The organism is Bacillus cereus group sp. BfR-BA-01316 (assembly GCF_022664195.1).
Lineage (GTDB): Bacteria > Bacillota > Bacilli > Bacillales > Bacillaceae_G > Bacillus_A.
The window spans coordinates 66,575-85,280 of the sequence record NZ_JAKUGX010000022.1; the positions used below are offsets into that span (position 1 = coordinate 66,575).

An 18,706-nucleotide genomic window follows, 5' to 3' on the forward strand; every position below is an offset into this window, starting at 1 on the left:
TCCTTTTTATCGTAACAAAGTGGTTAAATATGGTCAAATTACTTTACGATAGGTTATCAATTATAGACGATATTTTACAATATCATTACTGTACATTTCAGTAAGGTGAAAATATAACAAAAAGCCTGATAAAACAACGTTTGTAAGCAAAGTATTGCTATCCCTTTGTTTTGCTTTTTTATTGTATCATATAGTATAATATTCAAAATCAGGTGGGATTTTTTCTTGAACTGTGTGCTGATAAAAGTCGGAAAATTTTCTCAGCATTATAGGTTGATAAAGTTATGTCGTAACAGGAAATATAAGAACAGATATATAAATAAATAAAAAGAAAATAAAAAATGAAAATGAGGGGAATTTTATGAACCAAAACCAATTTGACTGTCGTATTTCAGAAGAAGACGTACAGATGTTAAGAGCATTAGCTCATCCGCTACGTCTACGTTTAGTAATGGAACTAATGCAGCGTGGAACATGTAATGTAACACAATTACAAGAGGTATTAGAAATTCCGCAATCAACTGTTTCGCAGCATTTAACGAAATTAAAACAAAATAAAGTAGTACGCTTTGAGAGACGCGGGTTAGAAGTGTACTATCAAATTCATAACGATAAAGTAAGTGAAGTAGTAAAAACATTATTTTCTTAATTTTTGAATATTATGGAAAGAAGACGTGTAAAATATACGTCTTTTTTTATTTGGAAAAGATGTAATAATAGGAAGATTTGAGAGCGTATATATTAGCGTGTGAGAAAGAAACAAACTATCGGTTGAAATGCTAAATTGACGGAATATATTCTGAAGGGATATGAAAAGATAGAAAGGAGTGTTGTAAGCCAAAGGAGGAATAATATAATGGATGTAAAACGTGTGAAACAGATATTATCTTCTTCAAGTAGAATTGATGTTACATATGAGGGAGTCCCCGTATGGATTGAGAGCTGTGATGAGCAGAAGGGTAGTGCTCAAGTGTATGACGTATCCAATCCAGGAGAGAGCGTTCACGTGGACGTGACGGCTTTAGAAGAGATGTAATAGAAAAGACGCTTCTAATTTTAGAAGCGTCTTTTTTGTGTTATTCCATCATACTTGCAACTTTTTTAGAGCAGAGAAGAAGTACAACTCCTAGGACGATAACGATAATACCGATACTTGCAAATACTTCAAGATAGCCTAATGATTGTGTAAAGGAAGCAAGTTTACCTGCTAACCAGTTAGCCATACCCGTACCAGCTAACCATACACCCATTAATAATGATGCTAATTTTACAGGAGCAATTGCACTTACCATTGATAGACCGATTGGTGATAAGAATAACTCACCAATTGTATGGAAGAGATAAGTGATAACGATGAATAATAAGTTTGCTTTTACAGTTATATCAGCTTCATTACTTCCAGTTTTTAGAACTGCTAATGTTAAAACAAGATAACCTATACCTAGTAAAATCATACCAAATGCCATTTTTGTTGGCACTTTTAAATCACCGCGTTTTGTTTTAGAAAGTTTTAACCATAACATAGATACGAATGGTGCAAGTAGTACGATAAATGCTGGGTTAACTGATTGGAACCAAGATGTTGGAACTTCCCAACCGAAAATTGTACGATCAACAAATTTATTTGTATAAAGTGTTAGAGAACTACCAGCTTGTTCAAATCCTGCCCAGAAGAATACTACGAAACAAGTTAAAATTACAATTGCCCAAGTGCGATTTTTCTCTTGTTTTGTTAAAGGTTTCTTTTCGATTGCAGGTTGATTTTTTGATTTTTTACCGACAACTGTCGTTCCTGCTTTACCAAGGTAGCGAGGAGCTAATAAGTTGAAAACAATTTGTCCAATAATCATACCGATACAAGCTGCTAAGAATCCGTATTTATATCCCATAACAATAACGCCATCAACGCTTGTTTTAAAGAAATCTTCTGCTAAAAATCCACAAATAAGTGGAGCGAAGAAAGCACCTACGTTAATACCCATATAGAAGATAGTAAATGCACTGTCACGACGTGAATCATTTTCGCCATACAATTCACCTAACAGTGTAGAAATATTTGGTTTGAAGAATCCATTACCAATAACTAATAGTATTAATCCAAGTAATAGCCCTGTTTTTGTATTCATTGAGAAGAGTACAAAGTTACCGATTGCCATAATAATTCCGCCGAGAGTAATGGCATGACGTCTTGTAATATAATGATCAGTTAGCCATCCGCCTATAATTGGCATGAAATATACTGCCGCTGTAAAAGTACCATATAATTGCACTGCGACTGCCTTATCAAATCCTAATCCGCCACTAACAGCGGCAGTTGTTAAATAAAGAACTAAAAGGCCACGCATTCCATAATAACTAAATCTTTCCCACATTTCTGTTAAGAACAACAAATATAATCCTGGTGGATGTTTTTTTGGTGATTGTTGTTCTCCAGCTTTGTTTAATTTTAAAGCTGTATCCATTTTTGTTTCCCCCTAATCCTGTATAACGGATATTTATGTAATTATTTTAATTCACAAAATATTTAGAAGTCAATAGAATTATATGGAAATAGCAAGAAAATTTCTAAAAAAATCTATTTTCCTTCAACCGTTATTGTATTTTTCCCTGAAAACAAGATAATAAGCGTTTTCAAATGTAGTAATTGAATTCTAAAAGAAAGTAAAATAGTGATAAATCAGAAAATTTAGATTGGAATATTTATTCTGATATAGAGAAAATAAACTATATTTACTTTTATAATATAACATATCGGGAATAAAAATACAAAATGAAATAATGTGACACTTCAGTGAAATGAAAAAACCAGCTCCATAAAAGAGGGAGCTGGTTAGAATGAAATTATTTAACAAAGCGTTTTTCAATGTCATCTAGTAGTAAGTTAGCAGCCATTACACCGCCAGCTGTATTCCAAATAACGTCGTCAACTTTGTATGCTTTTCCGTTCTTTACTGCATTTAAGTTTTTAAATAGAGGATCGTTTATATATTCTTTTTCTAGTTCAGAACCTTTTTTCTCATTGCCTTTATCGAATGTGAAGTAGAATAATACATCACCATCCATTGCAGAAATACGCTCTTTAGATACGTTACGTTCTGCGAAATCATTTTTATTTTGATCACCAGGACGCTTAAATCCAAGTTCTTTTAAAATAACACCAGAGAATGTATCACCGTGATAAATACGAACATCACCAGGCATGAAACGGACCACAGAAATTTCTTGATTTACTTTATCGCCAAGCTTGCCTTTTAAATCTTTCATACGTGATTCGTAATCAGCTAAAACCTTTTGACCTTCTTTTTCTTTATTTAAAGCCTTTGCATAAAATGTGAAGTTATCTTTCCATTCACCACGTAATGTTTCCGAGAAAACAGTAGGTGCAATAGCCTTTAGTTGCTCGTACACTTTTTCGTGACGCATTTTGTTACCGATAATTAAATCTGGTTTTAAAGAAGCAATCGTTTCAACGTTAACTTGTCCTTCGTCACCAACAACTTTTACATCTTTCATTTTGTCCTTAATATGTGGATACCACGGATCACCAGTCCAAGACTTTACAGCACCAACTGGTTTCACACCTAATTCAAGTAAAGCTTCAGTTCCTTCATTCGTTAAAATAACTACACGTTTTGGATTAGCAGGAACTTCTGTTTTACCCATTGCGTGTTCAACCGTAATCATTTCTTTTTTATTATCTTCTTTTGTTGATTCTTCTTTGTTATTTGACTTTCCACAAGCACTTAAAAGCAGTGAAAATGCTAGTAGAAATACAAATACTGTAAACGATTTCTTTTGCATGAAATTCATTATGTACCCCCTACATGTTGAGAAAATTTTTCAATAGCAAGCATGATATTAAAACTTTGCTGCTCGGTTGTCAATATATATCACTGAAAATGATTATCAGTTTTATTGACAATGCGAATTAAGTTGAAATAAACTAACAACGTATCATTATACATTGAAGGGGAAACGCTGCATGTTATTAAAAACAAATCAAGCAAAATGGATTGGATTATTTGTTGGAATCATTGCAGTCGTTATTTGTATTTGGGGAAGTATTATTTTCGGATATACAAATACGAGTTGGAAATTAGCGCTAGATGCTTTTTTCCATTTTAATGGTTCAAATGAACATATTATTATTCAAAATGTGCGTCTGCCAAGGGCGTTAATTGCGGCTAGTGTTGGTGCTAGTTTAGCCATTGCGGGTTGTTTAATGCAAACTTTAACAAAGAACCCGCTTGCTGCTCCAGATTTCATCGGATTAAATTCAGGTGCTGCTTTCTTCATAGTTGTAGCAATTGTGATTTTTTCCGTCACATCATTATCAGCTTTCACTTGGATAGCCTTTTTAGGAACGGCAGTTGCAGCAGTACTAGTATTCGCTTCTAGTTCTTTAGGAAAAGAAGGGACAACCCCGCTCAAGTTAACTTTAGCAGGTGTAGCGATAAGTGCTTTGTTTTCATCATTAACACAAGGGTTACTTGTATTAAATGAAAAAGCTCTTGAGGAAGTATTATTTTGGCTTGCTGGATCTGTACAAGGGAGAAAGATAGAAATATTACAATCTGTATTCCCATACTTATTAGTAGGTTGGGTTGCATCCCTTATGATGGCAGGGAAAGTAAATACATTAATGATGGGGGAAGATGTCGCAAAGGGGCTCGGACAACGAACTATTTTAATGAAATCATTAGTATTACTTATTATTGTACTGTTGTCAGGCGGTTCGGTTGCGGTTGCTGGTCCAATTGGATTTATTGGCATCGTTACTCCTCATTTTGCAAGAGCTCTTGTTGGGGTAGATCACAGGTGGATAGTACCGTATAGCGGGTTGCTAGGGGCCATACTATTATTATTTGCTGATATAGCGGCACGATATGTCATTATGCCACAAGAAGTACCAGTAGGGGTTATGACAGCGTTTATAGGGGCCCCATTCTTTATTTATATTGCACGTAAGAGAGGGCTTAGCAAATGAAGAAGTATATTCCGTTTCGTATAGGAAAAGAGGGGCTCTCGTTTTTAATGTATAAACGAGCTTGTCTAATCTTATTAAGTTTACTAGCTATTTTAATAGGATTATTTTTTGCCAGTGCAGGTATGGGAGATATGAAAATTGCTCCTTATGATGTATGGCAAGCGATTACCGGAAATGGCGATGCGATGTCAAATATGGTTGTAAATAAGTTTCGTATGCCGCGTATTTTAATTGCGATCCTTGTGGGAATCGCACTTGCTGTAGCGGGTTGTATTTTACAAGGGCTCGTTCGAAATCCGCTTGCTTCTCCTGATATCATCGGAATTACGGGCGGGGCAAGTGTTGCAGTTGTACTATTTTTAGCTATATTTAGTGATAAAAATAATGCGCTAACAGTAAGCATTCATTATATGCCGCTCGCAGCCTTTGCTGGAGCAACGATTGTAGCGTTATTTGTATATTTATTTGCATGGAGAAATGACGGGTTATCACCGATTAGTCTTGTTTTAATTGGTGTTGGATTTTGGGCATTAACGAAAGCAGCAACGACTTTATTTATGTTATTAGCACCAATTTATCAAGCGAGTCAAGCAAATGTATGGATTACAGGTACTGTTTACGGTTCTTCATGGCAAAATGTTATGGTACTTGCGCCGTGGGTTCTTATTTTAACGGTAATATCATTTATAGCGGCTAGACATTTAAATGCCCAAGAGCTAGGGGATGATATTGCAGTAGGACTCGGTATTCCTTTAACAAAGTCGCGCGTATTCATGCTATTACTTAGTACAGCTTTAATTGGCGGGGCAGTTGCTTTCGCAGGAGGAATTGGATTTGTTGGTTTAATGGCACCTCATATTTCTCGAAGACTAGTTGGTTCTTTATACGGTGCATTACTTCCAGTTGCAGCTATTGTCGGTGCAATTCTAGTACTTGCTGCAGATTTAATTGGGCGTACAGTTTTCACACCACTTGAAATTCCAGCAGGGGTATTTACATCAGCAATTGGTGCACCTTATTTTATTTATTTACTTTATAAAAGTCGGAATTCATAAAGGGAGATGAATATGCAAAAAGCATTGGAGACGAAACGCTTGACGCTGTCGTATGGTGAAACAATTATTATTGATGAGTTGAATTTAGAAATTCCAAAAGGGGAAATTACAATCTTTATCGGTTCTAACGGTTGTGGGAAATCAACTTTATTACGTTCACTAGCTAGATTATTAAAGCCAACAACTGGTGACATTTTATTAGATAATCAAGCGATTCAAAGTATGCAAACGAAGCAAATTGCTCGTCAAATGGCAATCTTACCGCAAGGGCCACAAGCGCCAGAAGGACTTACAGTATTGCAACTTGTGAAGCAAGGGCGTTATCCATATCAAACATGGCTCAAGCAATGGTCAGAAAAAGATGAGGAAATGGTACAAAGAGCGCTTGCGGCAACGGGTATGACTGAATTTGCTGAGCGTGATGTTCATGCTCTTTCAGGTGGACAACGTCAACGTGCTTGGATTGCAATGACTCTTGCACAAGATACCGATATTATTTTACTGGATGAGCCAACTACATATTTAGATATGACTCACCAAATTGAAGTGTTAGATTTATTATTCGAATTAAATGAAACAGAGAAAAGAACGATTGTTATGGTATTGCACGATTTGAATTTGGCATGTCGTTATGCAGACAACATTGTAGCTATTCAAGATAAACAAATATATGCGCAAGGTAAACCAGAAGAAGTTGTTGATCAGAAGTTAGTTCGTGATGTATTCCGTATGGAGTGTCAAATAAGCGCTGATCCGTTATTTGGAACACCGCTCTGTATTCCACATGGAAGAGGAAGAAGTGTACGTAAAGAAGCTGTTCAGGCGATGAGATAACAAAAAAAACGATGAGTAATTCATCGTTTTTTTTATTTTTTGCAAGAAAATAGTAGGAAAAGGGGAATACGTAAGCGACGTTCGTATTCTTCTTCACTCTGAAAACAGTTTCTATTTGGTGAAGCTTCTTTTAAGTTTGTAATTGTAAATCCGGCTTGTTGCAATAATGTGAAATATTGTTCAGCTGTACGATGATATTTAATAACTTCTTTATTAAGCCACGGCTCAACTCGTTTCCCCGTTTTGAAATAATCATCGACGAGCCAACTAGTTCTTTTACCACTCGTTTGTAAGCTTTCAAATGAAGAGGTAATAACCGGATGTTGAACACTAAAGGTAAAGGTTCCATTTGTTTTTAAAGTTTGAAACACGTTTTGAAAAATAATATGAAGATGTTCAATATAATGTAAGGCGAGTCTGGATGTTACTAAATCAAAAGTAGAAGGAGGGTATGTGTAGTCTTTGAGGTTTAAAAAATGAACGGTGCCATTTTTATTTTCTAGTTGTTTTACTGCTTTTTCATACATAAGATGTGAGCCTTCAATGCCAGTGTAAGAGTGGCAGTCACTTTCTAATACTTCCGCACCAAATTTAGCGTCACCACAACCTAAATCGAGAATTTGTTTTCCTTTTACATTACCAATGAGCTGAAAGAATGCTGGTTTTTCAAGTGATTCGTTTGGGCTATCTGTTCTATATCTCCGTTTTATATATTGATTAAAAAAAGGTTCGTTGTTGTACACATCAGATTCTGTAAACTCCATTTTTTTTCAACTCCTTAAATATTTTTTTAATTCTATCAAATATGAAAAGTAAATAATAGATTTCTTTTACTCAATAATATATAATCTAAAACTGTAAGCGTTTTCTTTAAACTATTTTTCTATAACAAATTTCGAAAACGTGTTAAGCTAGTAGAGGGATTATTGGAATTATTGAGATATTAATCCGCTTACATGAACGATGGGAGGCTTCACGATGTCTAGTAAAACACTTGCAAACTTTTTAGAAGAAAATTTAGAGGATTTAAAGTCAAAGGGGCTTTATAACGTAATTGATCCGCTGGAAAGTCCAAATGGACCGATTATTACAATTAGTGGAAAAGAATATATTAACTTATCTTCAAACAACTATCTTGGATTAGCGACTGATAATCGCTTACAAGAAGCAGCAATTGGTGCAATTCATAAGTACGGCGTTGGAGCAGGAGCTGTTCGTACAATTAACGGTACTTTAGATTTGCATATTAAATTAGAAGAAACAATTGCAAAGTTTAAACATACAGAAGCAGCAATTGCTTATCAATCAGGATTTAACTGTAATATGGCAGCGATTTCAGCTGTTATGGATAAAAATGATGCGATTCTTTCAGATGAATTAAACCACGCATCTATTATTGATGGTAGTCGTCTATCAAGAGCGAAAATCATCGTTTATAAGCATTCTGATATGGAAGATTTACGTAAAAAAGCAATCGAGGCAAAAGAATCAGGTCTTTATAATAAATTAATGGTTATTACAGACGGTGTTTTCTCAATGGATGGAGATATTGCAAAATTACCAGAGATTGTTGAAATTGCAGAAGAGCTGGATTTAATGACATATGTAGATGATGCACACGGTTCAGGGGTACTTGGCAAAGGTGCAGGTACTGTAAAACATTTCGGCCTTTCTGATAAAGTTGATTTCCAAATTGGTACATTATCAAAAGCAATTGGGGTAATTGGTGGATATGTAGCTGGGAAACAAAACTTAATCGATTGGTTAAAAGTACGTTCACGTCCATTCTTATTCTCAACAGCTTTAACACCAGCTGATGCAGCTGCTTGTATGAGATCAATTGAAATTCTAATGGAAAGCACAGAGTTACACGATCGTTTATGGGAAAATGGTCGCTATTTAAAACAAGGGTTAAAAGAACTTGGCTTTAACATTGGAGAAAGTGAAACACCAATTACACCTTGTATTATTGGTGATGAAGTATTAACACAAGAGTTTAGTAAACGTCTAAATGAAGAAGGCGTATACGCAAAATCTATCGTATTCCCAACCGTAGCAAAAGGAATGGGACGCGTTCGTAATATGCCTACAGCAGCTCATACGAAAGAAATGTTAGATGAAGCAATTCGTAAGTATGAAAAAGTAGGGAAAGAAATGGGTATCATTTAATTAACGACATCTTGTGAATAGCTTGCAAATGAGGAGTGGGAAAAATGAAAAAAATTCTAGTAACCGGTTCTTTAGGGCAAATTGGTTCTGAACTAGTAATGAAACTTCGTGATGTATACGGTGCATCAAACGTTATTGCCACAGATATTCGTGAAACAGATAGTGAAGTAGTAACGTCTGGTCCATTTGAAACGTTAGATGTAACGGATGGACAAAAATTACATGATATTGCAAAGCGTAATGAAGTAGATACAATTATTCATTTAGCGGCTTTACTTTCAGCAACTGCAGAAAAAAATCCGTTATTTGCTTGGAATTTAAACATGGGCGGACTTGTAAATGCATTAGAAGCAGCACGTGAATTAAACTGTAAGTTTTTCACGCCAAGTTCTATCGGTGCATTTGGTCCATCAACTCCAAAAGATAATACACCACAAGATACAATCCAGCGTCCTACTACGATGTATGGGGTAAACAAAGTAGCAGGAGAATTACTATGTGATTATTATCATCAAAAGTTTGGCGTTGATACGCGCGGCGTACGTTTCCCAGGCTTAATTTCTTACGTAGCTCCTCCAGGAGGCGGAACAACTGACTATGCAGTTGAAATTTATTATGAGGCGATTAAAAAAGGCGCATACACCTCATACATTGCAGAAGGAACATACATGGATATGATGTATATGCCTGATGCTTTACAAGCGATCATCTCATTAATGGAAGCTGATCCAAGTAAACTTGTGCATAGAAATGCGTTTAACATTACAGCAATGAGCTTTGAGCCAGAGCAAATTGCAGCGTCAATTCGTAAACACATTCCGAACTTTACAATGGATTACGCTGTAGATCCAGCTCGTCAAACAATCGCTGATAGCTGGCCAAACTCTATTGATGCAACAGCAGCAATGAAAGAGTGGGGCTTTAAAGCAGAATATGATTTAGACAAAATGACAACTGACATGCTTGCTAAGTTAAAAAAAAAGCTTGCAGCTGAGTTAGTGATGAATTAATAGGAAGAGCCGATTCTTAGGAATTGGCTCTTTTATTTGTATTTTTAAGAATATACAAATAATTACAAGCGTGATAAAATGAATTAATTTGTGCATAAAGGGGAGAGATACAATGGAGAAATGGGAATTAGCAAAGGAAATTTACAATACGTCGCGTTTAACGGGAACATTCAAGCTTCGCTCAGGACAAGTATCAAATCAATACTTGGATAAGTACTTATTCGAATCGAATCCAGTACTATTATTAGAAATCGCCAAACAATTGAAAGAGCTTATTCCTCCTGGAGCAGAAGTGCTAGCAGGTTTGGAGATGGGAGGAATTCCAGTAGCAACAGCATTATCTTTACAAACAGGGATTCCAGTTGTATTTGTAAGAAAAGAAGCGAAGAAATATGGAACATGTAAGTTAGCAGAGGGTGTTGATATTGCTGGGAAAAATGTTTGTGTCGTAGAAGATGTCATTACGACGGGCGGTCAAATATTATTAAGCGCGAAAGATTTAAGAGAATTAGGAGCGAATGTGAACCATGTTCTAGGTGTCATTGAGCGTACAAAAGAAGGCAGAGAAAACTTATTACAAGATGGATTACAATTACATTCTTTATTTACAATGGATGAGTTAATTGAAGGAGAAAAGCAACATGCAAAGAGTTGATGTTGTATATGCACTAATATACGATAGCGAAAAAGATAAAATATTAATGGTACATAATGTAGAGCAAAACGTTTGGTCGCTACCGGGCGGGGCTGTTGAAAAAGAAGAAACATTAGAGCAAGCACTAGTAAGAGAAGTGAAAGAAGAGACAGGATTGACTGCTGCACTCAGTGGACTTGTCGCAATAAATGAGAAGTTTTTTGAGAAGAAAGGACACCATGCACTACTTTTTACATTTCGAGCGAAAGTGTTAACGGGCGAGCTATATGCAGAAGATGAAGGCGAAATTTCCGCAATTGAATGGGTAGATAAAAAAATTGCAAATGAACGATTCCCATTCTACGATGGAGGATTTGAATCATTGTTAGAAGTAGCCATTCCATACAAGTTTCAACCAGAAACAAAGTAAGTTAACGAAGAAAAACAGGAGCCTCGTGGCTCCTGTTTTTCTATTCAATCGTCTTCAGTAATAGTTTCTTCAGCAATGGTTTAATCTTCAGGCGTAAATCTTCAGCATGATTTGCAACTAAGAAGTGATGGTTATAAATGTTTTTCATTAGTTGATAAGTCGCTTCTTTCGCTTCGCCTTCTTCGATAAAGATACCGATTACTTCCATACCACTTTTACGAGCAAGTTTCACAGCTTCGTGCGTATCTAAAATTCCGTCTTGTTGATAGTCTAGTGCAGAAGGTTCACCGTCTGTAAAGACAAGTAAGAATTTATGTTTTTCTGGTCTTTTCGCAAGCTTTTCAGAAACGATACGAATAATATACCCGTCGCGGTTATCTTCTTCTTCGCGAAGTTGCATAATTTCTGGACCGACGTTTGGTAACGTTGAGTTTTTATACGTCACAACTTCATGGATAACGTTCGGTTTATCTTCAGGTTTAGCACTAGAAGCATCTTCCCAAAATCCGCTAATAGCGTGCGGGATTTTTAAAGATTTTAAAGCTTCATGGAATAGGACCACACTCTTCTTCGTTTCTTCCATTTTGTTATACATAGAACCAGAGCAGTCCACTAATAGTTGGAATGCAACGTCTAATTCTTGTGATTCTTGTCCTTTTTTATAAAACATACGCGGCTGCTTTTCTGTATAAATACGAAGGAATTTCTTACGAAGTCTTCCGTAATATTTATCACTGTTTGCATTCGTTTTGTTTTCAATTGTTTTTTCGATAATTTTCTTTAATTCTTTTACATCTTTATTAACGACTGATTTGATAGCTTGGTAATCTTTTTTCTCATCAGGATTTGATTTGCGAGCTTCTTTAAATGTATGAGAAGCTCCCACATTATACTTGCCGTATGCACCGTCGTTTTGGCTAGAAGCATGAGACGCTCTTGCTTCCTCTGTATCAGTACCATCAAAGTTAGATTGTGTACTTTTTTGGGAAGTACCTTGTACAGAACCAAGTGCTTGGTCACCATCTTCTGATTCACGAGCAGTATCACCCATCATATTTGTTTTTGTTCCGCTTTCTAATTCAAAGCGTAAAAAGTTCTCGTTTTCATTGTTTTTATTTTCACGGTGCCATGTCGAGAAGCTTTCATCCATTTTGTTTTTGTTATCATCGTCATCTATGAGTTGCGTATCATCATTTGCTAATTTTTCAGCGCGACTGTCTTTCTCATCTGCAATAACAGATAAATAAAGCGGGGCATGTCCGAAATAATTATTAAGCATATCACTTTCAAGAAGTCCTTCTAAGCGATAGCGAATTTTCTCAACGATATACATAATATCTTCCGTATTACGAGCTTGGAATGTTTCATGCAAAATTGCTTCAATTTGCTCGAAATATTCATTATTAAACATTTCATATTTATCACTCGTTAATGAAAGATAGCATAGACAAAATAGACGGTCACCGTGATAGTTACGAACACGATTTATTTCATTTTGTGAGCCAAAGTAATTGCGGTACATTTCTTTTCGGCGTTTAAAAATATGTTTTGTGCCAGGTCGTAAATTTTTGACGATTTCCTCAACACGTAAATCTTCTAATAGAACAAATAATTGTGTTAAAAACTTTTTTAGAGGCGATTCTTGTAATTCAATCGCATAAGAACGAATTAAAGTCATGTCCGAGTAATGTTTATTACCAAGTGCCTTTAAGAACACTTCGCTTTTTAATCCGATTACTGTATCCTCTTCTTTTCGATCATCCCAAAAGTGACTAATGACAACCTTTTTTTCAATTTCGTCGTAGTATGCTTTATAGCCATACTCAAGATAGGCATCGTCTTCTTTTAGAAGAGCATACATTAAGTTTTCCATTTGTAGAAACAGCGACGCATCAATTTTTTTGTCACTAAAAATTTGTCTCATGAATTATCCCTCAAAGAAATAACTTTCTGCTAATTCACGGACAGTCATTTGTTCTGTTTCATCGTTTAATTTTGCGATAATGCTACGTTCAATTGCACGCATAACAGGAATATATACGCCTAAATCACATGCATCGATAATGCCACGAATACTAGCCGCTTCTTCACTTACGCGTCCATCACGAGCTAAAGGCATAAGATCGCTTGCGAATGCAACGAACTTTTCAATTGTTGCAACATCATTTAATTTTGATTCAGATAGTAATAGCTCTTTTAATGTATCACCTTGAATGTAAGGAACTTCAATAATAACAAAGCGGTTTTTTAATGCTTCGTTTAGTTCACTTGTCCCAACATAACCTTCGTTAATCGCAGCAATTACTCGATATTCCTCATCACCGTATACAACTTCTTGTGTAAATGGGTTTGTAATCATTTTACGATAATCTAAAGCACCATGAAGAAGTGGTAATGTTTCAGGTTTTGCCATATTGATTTCATCAATATATAAGAAGTGACCGTTCTTCATTGCCTTCATAAGAGGACCGTTAACGAATGTAACTTCAGATGCACCATCTTTTGTTTGTAATGTGTTGTATCCTAAAATACCTTCTACATCTAAGTCGACAGAACAGTTAATGCTATGCATTGGTTTTTGGAATAAAGAAGAAAGAGTTTCCGCTAGTACTGTTTTACCACTACCAGTTGGCCCTTTTAATAGAATATTTTTACCAAGTAAAAGTGCTGTAATGGCATCTTCAATAATGCTATTATCAGATGCTTTATATATTTTCTTTCCAATCAAATGTGCATTTTCGCCAGCTTCTTGTTTATTCTTTTCGTGAATGGCTGAGAGCTGTTGCTTTAAATCAGCATGTATATGAAATTGTTCTAACATGTATTTCCCACCTAACATTATTTTCATAAAGTAATACATCTTATGATAACTTGTTTTAATATGGTATGCAAAGAAAAGGAGAGAGGGGAAATGTAAAAGAAAAAGCAATCAATATTATATTGATTGCTTATAGCAAAGGAGAAATGAGTCGCATGAAAGACTCTAATATTCGTTTTTTGATACTTCTTTTTTGGAACGAGTTCCATTTAATTTCAGTGGAATGCTTAAAGTCTTCTTCAAAATCATGTTTAATATCATGAACGGTTTCTGATTCATAAAGTACACTAATAATTTCATAATTTAATTCAAAGCTACGTACATCCATATTTGCTGTTCCAATTGTTGCGATCTTATCATCAACGAGTACAATTTTCGCATGCATAAAACCATCTTTATAACTGTAAATGGAAGCACCAGCTTTTAAAAGTGGAGTAAAATAGGATTGAGATGCTTGATCACTAATAATACTATCACTTTTACCTGGATATAAAATACGTACATCTATGCCAGATATTGCACTTAAGCGTAATAATGTTAAAGTTTCTTGATCTGGAATAAAGTATGGTGTAGCGATCCAAATAGATTTTTTGGCAGAGCCCATAACAGCTAGTAACGTATTACGAATACTTTTATCATCTGAGCTTGGTCCACTTGCTACAATTTGAACAGCACCTTCTGCATTTGAGACCTCTTTACCAGGGAAGTATTGTACATTCATAAATTGATCCCAAGAGTAGTTACTTAAACCACTAGAGGCATAGAGCCAATCTTCTAGAAAGATTGCTTGTAATTTATATAATGCTTTTCCTTCTATTTTTAAATGACTATCACGCCAAACGGGAAATTTCTTTGAACGGCCGAGATATTCGTCACCGACGTTGAGTCCTCCAGTAAACCCAATTTCTCCATCTACAATAACAATTTTACGATGGTTACGATAATTGACTGTTTCAAGTAACCAAGCTGAAAAAATAGGATCAAATTCCACAATTTCAATTCCAGCTTCTTTCATAGGCTGTAAAAATCGTCTTCTTAACGTGTTACTTCCGAGTCCATCATAAAGGAAGCGTACAATAACCCCCGAGTTTGCCTTTTTTATTAAAGCATCTCGAACTTTTGTACCAATCTCATCGGCTTTATAAATATAGTATTGAATATGTATATGGTGTTTTGCATGCTCAATAGCTTGCAGAATTTCTGAAAATGTTTGATCTCCGTTTGTTAAAAGTTTTGTAGTCGTTCTATCTGCGGCAGGACCGCCTCCAAATTTTTGTACTACTTCTGTTAAATGTATAGAACGCTCATGTAATGGAACTGTAAGTAATAATTCTAGTCGTCTTCCTTCTAATATTTCACGGAATAATTTTCTTTGTTCTTCTGAGCGATGAAGATGTTTTTTTCTTCTCCAACGGCTACGCCCGAAAATAGAGTATAAAAGCACACCTACAACAGGAAGAAGTGCTAATACTAAAAACCACGCTAAGGTACTTTGGGGAGATCTATTTTCGATAAAAATAACGAATGAAATTCCTACGATTGTGATGGACCATAGAGCACCAACAAACGTATATAACGAAATAACCGATGTATTTAATAGGAAAAGAACGATAGATACGATTGTAAATATTAATAATAATTGAACGATAGGTTTCTTCATTTCTATAAAATTCCTCTAATCTTTCTGAAATATAGACTTCTTATATAAAAGGTGTAATCTGACATTCTTATTATAAAGTGTTTTGTTTTTTTTACAAAATATAGACATTTTCCCCATGCTTTCCGCATTTGTCCTACATACAGTATATTATTACATTTTTATATAGAAAAGGGGATGAATAAAATGTACGGTCGTCCAATTGGAGGATTTGGTCATGGCGGTGGTTTTGGTCATGGAGGTTTCCAGGGTGGTTTTGGACAGTCGACGTTTTTTGGTGGAGGTTTCTTTCCAGGATTTGTAGCAGGTGCTTTACTCAGTCCAGCATTTGGTTATGGTGGATACGGTTATCCTTATTATTCAGATTATCCATACTATGCGGATTATCAACAGAATCCTTATTATTCCACATATTAAAGAGAGGCAGAACTATATGCTAAAAGGAGAGGAAGAAAAATGAACTATACTGGAAATTACGGAGGATATTATCGGAATCATCACGGTGGACACAATCATCATGGTGGACACAATCATCATGGCGGACATAATCATTATGATCACCACCACCATCATGGTGGCGGGTGGGGTGGAGGCTCATGGGGCGGAGGATTTTTCCCAGGGAGTTTTGCCGGGGGCGTAGTAGGAGGACTTACAGCTGGGGCATTAACAGGTGCAGCTAGTGGTGGGGGATATTATCCAGCACCATACCCGGTAACTTATCCAGCGCCGTACCCAGTACCATACCCAGCTTATCAACAAACATCGTACCCGTATTATTAACCTAAAAAAGAGGATACCCTCTTTTTTAGGTTAATAATGTATTTATTTATAAAATATTTCCAAAATAAATGTGAAAATATGTTAATATTTAGTTATTGTAATTCAAAATATTAAATAACAATTTTAATTTCTATTCCGTTAGTTGTCGGTATCTAGATTTACACTTTAATATTTCATGAAAGCAAAGAGATTAGGTGTGAGGTCGCATTAGTAGGGAACAGGGGCTAGTATTGATTAAATTGTAGCTTTATAAATTAAAAAATGTAAGAGAATACGGTATAATAAGATCAGATAATCAGAGAAGTGAAAAGTCTCTACTATAATTAAAACAGCACCATATTGCATTTTTTTATAAATAATATTATGTTATTTTAATCGGCCTACTTAGAAAAAATTTGTGATTTATGCAAAGGCATATTGTTAGAAAATGAGATATCTCTATTTCTATGAAGAGAAACGAGTTGTGTTTTAGTCAGATAGGAAGCAAGGAGAGGTGCGCATGCTAGAACAAAGAGGTCATGCATTATATGACTCTTCATTGCAAGATTTAAAATTAGCATTAGATGAGTCTTCAATTGTTGCTATTACAGACCGAAATGGTCTTATTACATATGTGAATGATAAATTTTGTGAAATCTCAAAATATAAAAGAGAAGAGTTAATAGGAAAAGATCACCGTATTTTAAATTCCAGATATCATCCGAAAGCATTTTTTCAAATCCTATGGAAGCGTATTTTGAGTGGAAAAGTCTGGACGGGGGAAATTCGAAATCAAGCAAAAGATGGTACGTATTATTGGGTTAAAACAACAATTGTTCCATTTTTAAATGAAAAGGGAGAACCCTATCAATTTATTGCAATTCGAAATGATATAAGTAGTAGGAAAGAAGCAGAACAAAGCTTACGATTAAGCGAAAGTCGTTATAGGGAACTTGCTTATCATGATGCGTTAACAAGTTTACCAAACCGTTTGCAGTTAATTACGACTGTAAATAAGATGATTGCAGAGAAAATAGAGTTTGGCATGATTTACTTTGATTTAGATCGTTTTAAATTAGTGAATGATACGTTAGGTCATATGATAGGAGATTTACTTTTAAGTGAAGTCGCTTCACGATTGCATTACGTACTAGGAGATAAAGATGTTCTGGCTAGGCTTGGTGGAGATGAATTTGTGCTATTAACAAAAAAACATACACAAGATGGGATGAGGCAGTTAGCGACATCTGTGTTGTCATGCTTTCAAGCACCATTTATGCTTGAAGGTCATGAAGTATACATTTCAGCCAGTCTAGGACTTTGTTCCTATCCGCAAGATGGAAAAGACGTTGAAACGTTATTGAAAAATTCAGATTTAGCCATGTATAGTGCGAAAGAGCACGGAAGAAATGCGGCATGCTTCTTTACAGATGAATTACGTGCGAAAATAAACCGTAGAATGAAAATAGAGTTTGCTTTGCAAAAAGCAATTCGTGACGAAGAATTAAATGTGGCATTACAACCCATTATTGATTTGAAAACAAAGAAATGTACTGGTATTGAGGCTTTAGTACGCTGTAAGACAGAAGAAGGTCCTATTTCACCAAGTGAATTTATCCCTGTAGCTGAAGAGTGTGGACTTATTATAAAACTAGGAGACTGGGTACTAGAAAAGTCATGTCGACTGTTTAAAACTTTGCCAGAGTATCAAGAGGGACTAAGATTATCTGTTAATTTATCAATACAACAATTGATGCAAAAGCGATTTATTTTATCTGTTCGTAGTATATTGAAGCGGACAGGGTTTCCACCAAATCGTTTAATATTAGAAATAACAGAAAGTATAGCTGTACGTCATTTTGATTATATTATTGCTACATTACAAGAATTAAGAAGTATGGGAATTTTAATCGCTTTAGACGATTTCGGAACAGGGTATTCCTCATTATATTATTTAAAACAACTACCACTTGATATTGTGAAAGTTGATCGTAATTTTATTCGTGAGTTTCATTATGATCACGCACAGCCAGAGCGAACGATTGTAAAATCGGTTATTGAAATTGCCCATAGTTTAAATTTATTAGTGGTTGCTGAAGGGGTAGAAACAGTAGAACAAGAAAGTTTATTAAAATCAATGGGTTGCGATTTTGTACAAGGTTTTTATTATGCGAAACCGTTAGATGTAGGTGAACTAAAAGAAAAGTTATTAACTGACTTTTAATAAAAAAAAGAGAAGCGGAATAATCTGTACCCTTTGTAAAGGACATTTTGAAAAAAGTTAGGCAACATCAAGAAGATGATTTCTGTATCCAACAGGAGTCATCTTTTTTAAATTCCATTGATATCTATA

At 35.3% G+C, this 18,706-nt stretch carries 19 protein-coding genes; 12 read left to right on the forward strand and 7 right to left on the reverse strand.

All coding sequences use genetic code 11. The features are described from left to right. Positions 1 to 361 precede the first annotated feature (361 nt). Together MR071_RS16805 and MR071_RS16810 are read left to right on the forward strand one after the other, a co-directional pair. On the forward strand, positions 362 to 649 hold the full coding sequence (locus MR071_RS16805) for an ArsR/SmtB family transcription factor (RefSeq protein WP_001075217.1): 288 nt from the start codon (positions 362 to 364) through the stop codon (positions 647 to 649). Between the two features lie 207 nt (positions 650 to 856). Beyond that, positions 857 to 1,036 (forward strand): acid-soluble spore protein H, encoded by a 180-nt coding sequence (locus MR071_RS16810; protein WP_002010492.1) that lies wholly within the window; start codon positions 857 to 859, stop codon positions 1,034 to 1,036. 40 nt (positions 1,037 to 1,076) lie between these two features. Here the strand turns inward: MR071_RS16810 and MR071_RS16815 are convergent, their stop codons facing one another. Continuing rightward, the gene (locus MR071_RS16815; RefSeq protein WP_242237046.1) at positions 1,077 to 2,462 is read right to left on the reverse strand and encodes a peptide MFS transporter; all 1,386 of its coding nucleotides are present in this window, start codon (positions 2,460 to 2,462) and stop codon (positions 1,077 to 1,079) included. Positions 2,463 to 2,841: 379 nt separating this feature from the next. Further along, on the reverse strand, positions 2,842 to 3,810 hold the full coding sequence (locus MR071_RS16820) for an ABC transporter substrate-binding protein (RefSeq protein ID WP_242237049.1): 969 nt from the start codon (positions 3,808 to 3,810) through the stop codon (positions 2,842 to 2,844). 172 nt (positions 3,811 to 3,982) lie between these two features. Between MR071_RS16820 and MR071_RS16825 the strand changes: the two genes are divergently transcribed. From MR071_RS16825 to MR071_RS16835, 3 genes are read left to right on the forward strand one after another with little or no spacing between them, the layout of a single operon-like run. Continuing rightward, the gene (locus MR071_RS16825) at positions 3,983 to 4,987 is read left to right on the forward strand and encodes a FecCD family ABC transporter permease (RefSeq protein WP_105586135.1); all 1,005 of its coding nucleotides are present in this window, start codon (positions 3,983 to 3,985) and stop codon (positions 4,985 to 4,987) included. Beyond that, positions 4,984 to 6,042, forward strand: a complete 1,059-nt coding sequence (locus tag MR071_RS16830) for a FecCD family ABC transporter permease (RefSeq protein ID WP_105586134.1) — start codon at positions 4,984 to 4,986, stop codon at positions 6,040 to 6,042. Before MR071_RS16825 ends, MR071_RS16830 begins: the two co-directional genes overlap by 4 nt. 12 nt (positions 6,043 to 6,054) lie before the next feature. Then, on the forward strand, positions 6,055 to 6,876 hold the full coding sequence (locus MR071_RS16835) for an ABC transporter ATP-binding protein (RefSeq protein WP_105586133.1): 822 nt from the start codon (positions 6,055 to 6,057) through the stop codon (positions 6,874 to 6,876). Positions 6,877 to 6,908: 32 nt separating this feature from the next. On the opposite strand, the gene MR071_RS16840 is transcribed toward MR071_RS16835, so the two are convergent. After that, entirely contained in the window at positions 6,909 to 7,640 is a 732-nt protein-coding gene (locus tag MR071_RS16840; protein WP_242237051.1) for a class I SAM-dependent methyltransferase, read from the reverse strand. A gap of 214 nt (positions 7,641 to 7,854) precedes the next feature. On the opposite strand from MR071_RS16840, the gene MR071_RS16845 reads away from it, so the two are divergent. The 4 genes from MR071_RS16845 to MR071_RS16860 all read left to right on the forward strand — a co-directional run bounded on the left by MR071_RS16845 (position 7,855) and on the right by MR071_RS16860 (position 11,119). Next, complete coding sequence (locus MR071_RS16845; protein ID WP_078180279.1) at positions 7,855 to 9,045, forward strand: glycine C-acetyltransferase; 1,191 nt, start codon at positions 7,855 to 7,857, stop codon at positions 9,043 to 9,045. 44 nt (positions 9,046 to 9,089) lie between these two features. Beyond that, entirely contained in the window at positions 9,090 to 10,055 is a 966-nt protein-coding gene (locus tag MR071_RS16850) for an L-threonine 3-dehydrogenase (protein WP_070169852.1), read from the forward strand. 112 nt (positions 10,056 to 10,167) lie between these two features. After that, positions 10,168 to 10,710: an orotate phosphoribosyltransferase gene (pyrE, locus tag MR071_RS16855; RefSeq protein WP_142395848.1), complete on the forward strand. Its 543-nt coding sequence runs from the start codon at positions 10,168 to 10,170 to the stop codon at positions 10,708 to 10,710. Continuing rightward, on the forward strand, positions 10,697 to 11,119 hold the full coding sequence (locus tag MR071_RS16860) for an NUDIX hydrolase (protein WP_105586129.1): 423 nt from the start codon (positions 10,697 to 10,699) through the stop codon (positions 11,117 to 11,119). The genes pyrE and MR071_RS16860 overlap by 14 nt, the downstream gene beginning before the upstream one ends. Before the next feature lie 40 nt (positions 11,120 to 11,159). Here the strand turns inward: MR071_RS16860 and MR071_RS16865 are convergent, their stop codons facing one another. The 3 genes from MR071_RS16865 to MR071_RS16875 all read right to left on the reverse strand — a co-directional run bounded on the left by MR071_RS16865 (position 11,160) and on the right by MR071_RS16875 (position 15,597). Then, positions 11,160 to 13,043 (reverse strand): vWA domain-containing protein, encoded by a 1,884-nt coding sequence (locus MR071_RS16865; RefSeq protein ID WP_105586128.1) that lies wholly within the window; start codon positions 13,041 to 13,043, stop codon positions 11,160 to 11,162. 3 nt (positions 13,044 to 13,046) lie between these two features. Beyond that, entirely contained in the window at positions 13,047 to 13,940 is an 894-nt protein-coding gene (locus MR071_RS16870) for an ATP-binding protein (RefSeq protein WP_105586127.1), read from the reverse strand. A gap of 127 nt (positions 13,941 to 14,067) precedes the next feature. Then, positions 14,068 to 15,597, reverse strand: coding sequence for a cardiolipin synthase (locus MR071_RS16875; protein WP_105586126.1), 1,530 nt, complete (start codon positions 15,595 to 15,597; stop codon positions 14,068 to 14,070). Between the two features lie 183 nt (positions 15,598 to 15,780). Between MR071_RS16875 and MR071_RS16880 the strand changes: the two genes are divergently transcribed. The 3 genes from MR071_RS16880 to MR071_RS16890 all read left to right on the forward strand — a co-directional run bounded on the left by MR071_RS16880 (position 15,781) and on the right by MR071_RS16890 (position 18,577). After that, entirely contained in the window at positions 15,781 to 16,011 is a 231-nt protein-coding gene (locus MR071_RS16880) for a hypothetical protein (protein ID WP_242237053.1), read from the forward strand. Between the two features lie 39 nt (positions 16,012 to 16,050). Further along, entirely contained in the window at positions 16,051 to 16,374 is a 324-nt protein-coding gene (locus tag MR071_RS16885; protein ID WP_105586124.1) for a hypothetical protein, read from the forward strand. 499 nt (positions 16,375 to 16,873) lie between these two features. Continuing rightward, positions 16,874 to 18,577 carry a putative bifunctional diguanylate cyclase/phosphodiesterase gene (locus MR071_RS16890; RefSeq protein ID WP_242237055.1) on the forward strand — a complete coding sequence of 568 codons (1,704 nt, stop codon included), beginning with the start codon at positions 16,874 to 16,876 and terminating at the stop codon, positions 18,575 to 18,577. Between the two features lie 57 nt (positions 18,578 to 18,634). Here MR071_RS16890 and MR071_RS25830 read toward each other — a convergent pair. Beyond that, a partial coding sequence (locus MR071_RS25830; protein ID WP_325782561.1) for an IS3 family transposase occupies positions 18,635 to 18,706 on the reverse strand: 72 nt, incomplete at its 5' end.

Bases quoted from the DNA above. Each gene is read 5' to 3' on its own strand.
- MR071_RS16805 (WP_001075217.1), top strand. From the start codon at position 362: ATGAACCAAAACCAATTTGACTGTCGTATTTCAGAAGAAGACGTACAG.
- MR071_RS16810 (WP_002010492.1), top strand. From the start codon at position 857: ATGGATGTAAAACGTGTGAAACAGATATTATCTTCTTCAAGTAGAATT.
- MR071_RS16815 (WP_242237046.1), bottom strand. From the start codon at position 2,462: ATGGATACAGCTTTAAAATTAAACAAAGCTGGAGAACAACAATCACCA.
- MR071_RS16820 (WP_242237049.1), bottom strand. From the start codon at position 3,810: ATGAATTTCATGCAAAAGAAATCGTTTACAGTATTTGTATTTCTACTA.
- MR071_RS16825 (WP_105586135.1), top strand. From the start codon at position 3,983: ATGTTATTAAAAACAAATCAAGCAAAATGGATTGGATTATTTGTTGGA.
- MR071_RS16830 (WP_105586134.1), top strand. From the start codon at position 4,984: ATGAAGAAGTATATTCCGTTTCGTATAGGAAAAGAGGGGCTCTCGTTT.
- MR071_RS16835 (WP_105586133.1), top strand. From the start codon at position 6,055: ATGCAAAAAGCATTGGAGACGAAACGCTTGACGCTGTCGTATGGTGAA.
- MR071_RS16840 (WP_242237051.1), bottom strand. From the start codon at position 7,640: ATGGAGTTTACAGAATCTGATGTGTACAACAACGAACCTTTTTTTAAT.
- MR071_RS16845 (WP_078180279.1), top strand. From the start codon at position 7,855: ATGTCTAGTAAAACACTTGCAAACTTTTTAGAAGAAAATTTAGAGGAT.
- MR071_RS16850 (WP_070169852.1), top strand. From the start codon at position 9,090: ATGAAAAAAATTCTAGTAACCGGTTCTTTAGGGCAAATTGGTTCTGAA.
- pyrE (WP_142395848.1), top strand. From the start codon at position 10,168: ATGGAGAAATGGGAATTAGCAAAGGAAATTTACAATACGTCGCGTTTA.
- MR071_RS16860 (WP_105586129.1), top strand. From the start codon at position 10,697: ATGCAAAGAGTTGATGTTGTATATGCACTAATATACGATAGCGAAAAA.
- MR071_RS16865 (WP_105586128.1), bottom strand. From the start codon at position 13,043: ATGAGACAAATTTTTAGTGACAAAAAAATTGATGCGTCGCTGTTTCTA.
- MR071_RS16870 (WP_105586127.1), bottom strand. From the start codon at position 13,940: ATGTTAGAACAATTTCATATACATGCTGATTTAAAGCAACAGCTCTCA.
- MR071_RS16875 (WP_105586126.1), bottom strand. From the start codon at position 15,597: ATGAAGAAACCTATCGTTCAATTATTATTAATATTTACAATCGTATCT.
- MR071_RS16880 (WP_242237053.1), top strand. From the start codon at position 15,781: ATGTACGGTCGTCCAATTGGAGGATTTGGTCATGGCGGTGGTTTTGGT.
- MR071_RS16885 (WP_105586124.1), top strand. From the start codon at position 16,051: ATGAACTATACTGGAAATTACGGAGGATATTATCGGAATCATCACGGT.
- MR071_RS16890 (WP_242237055.1), top strand. From the start codon at position 16,874: ATGCTAGAACAAAGAGGTCATGCATTATATGACTCTTCATTGCAAGAT.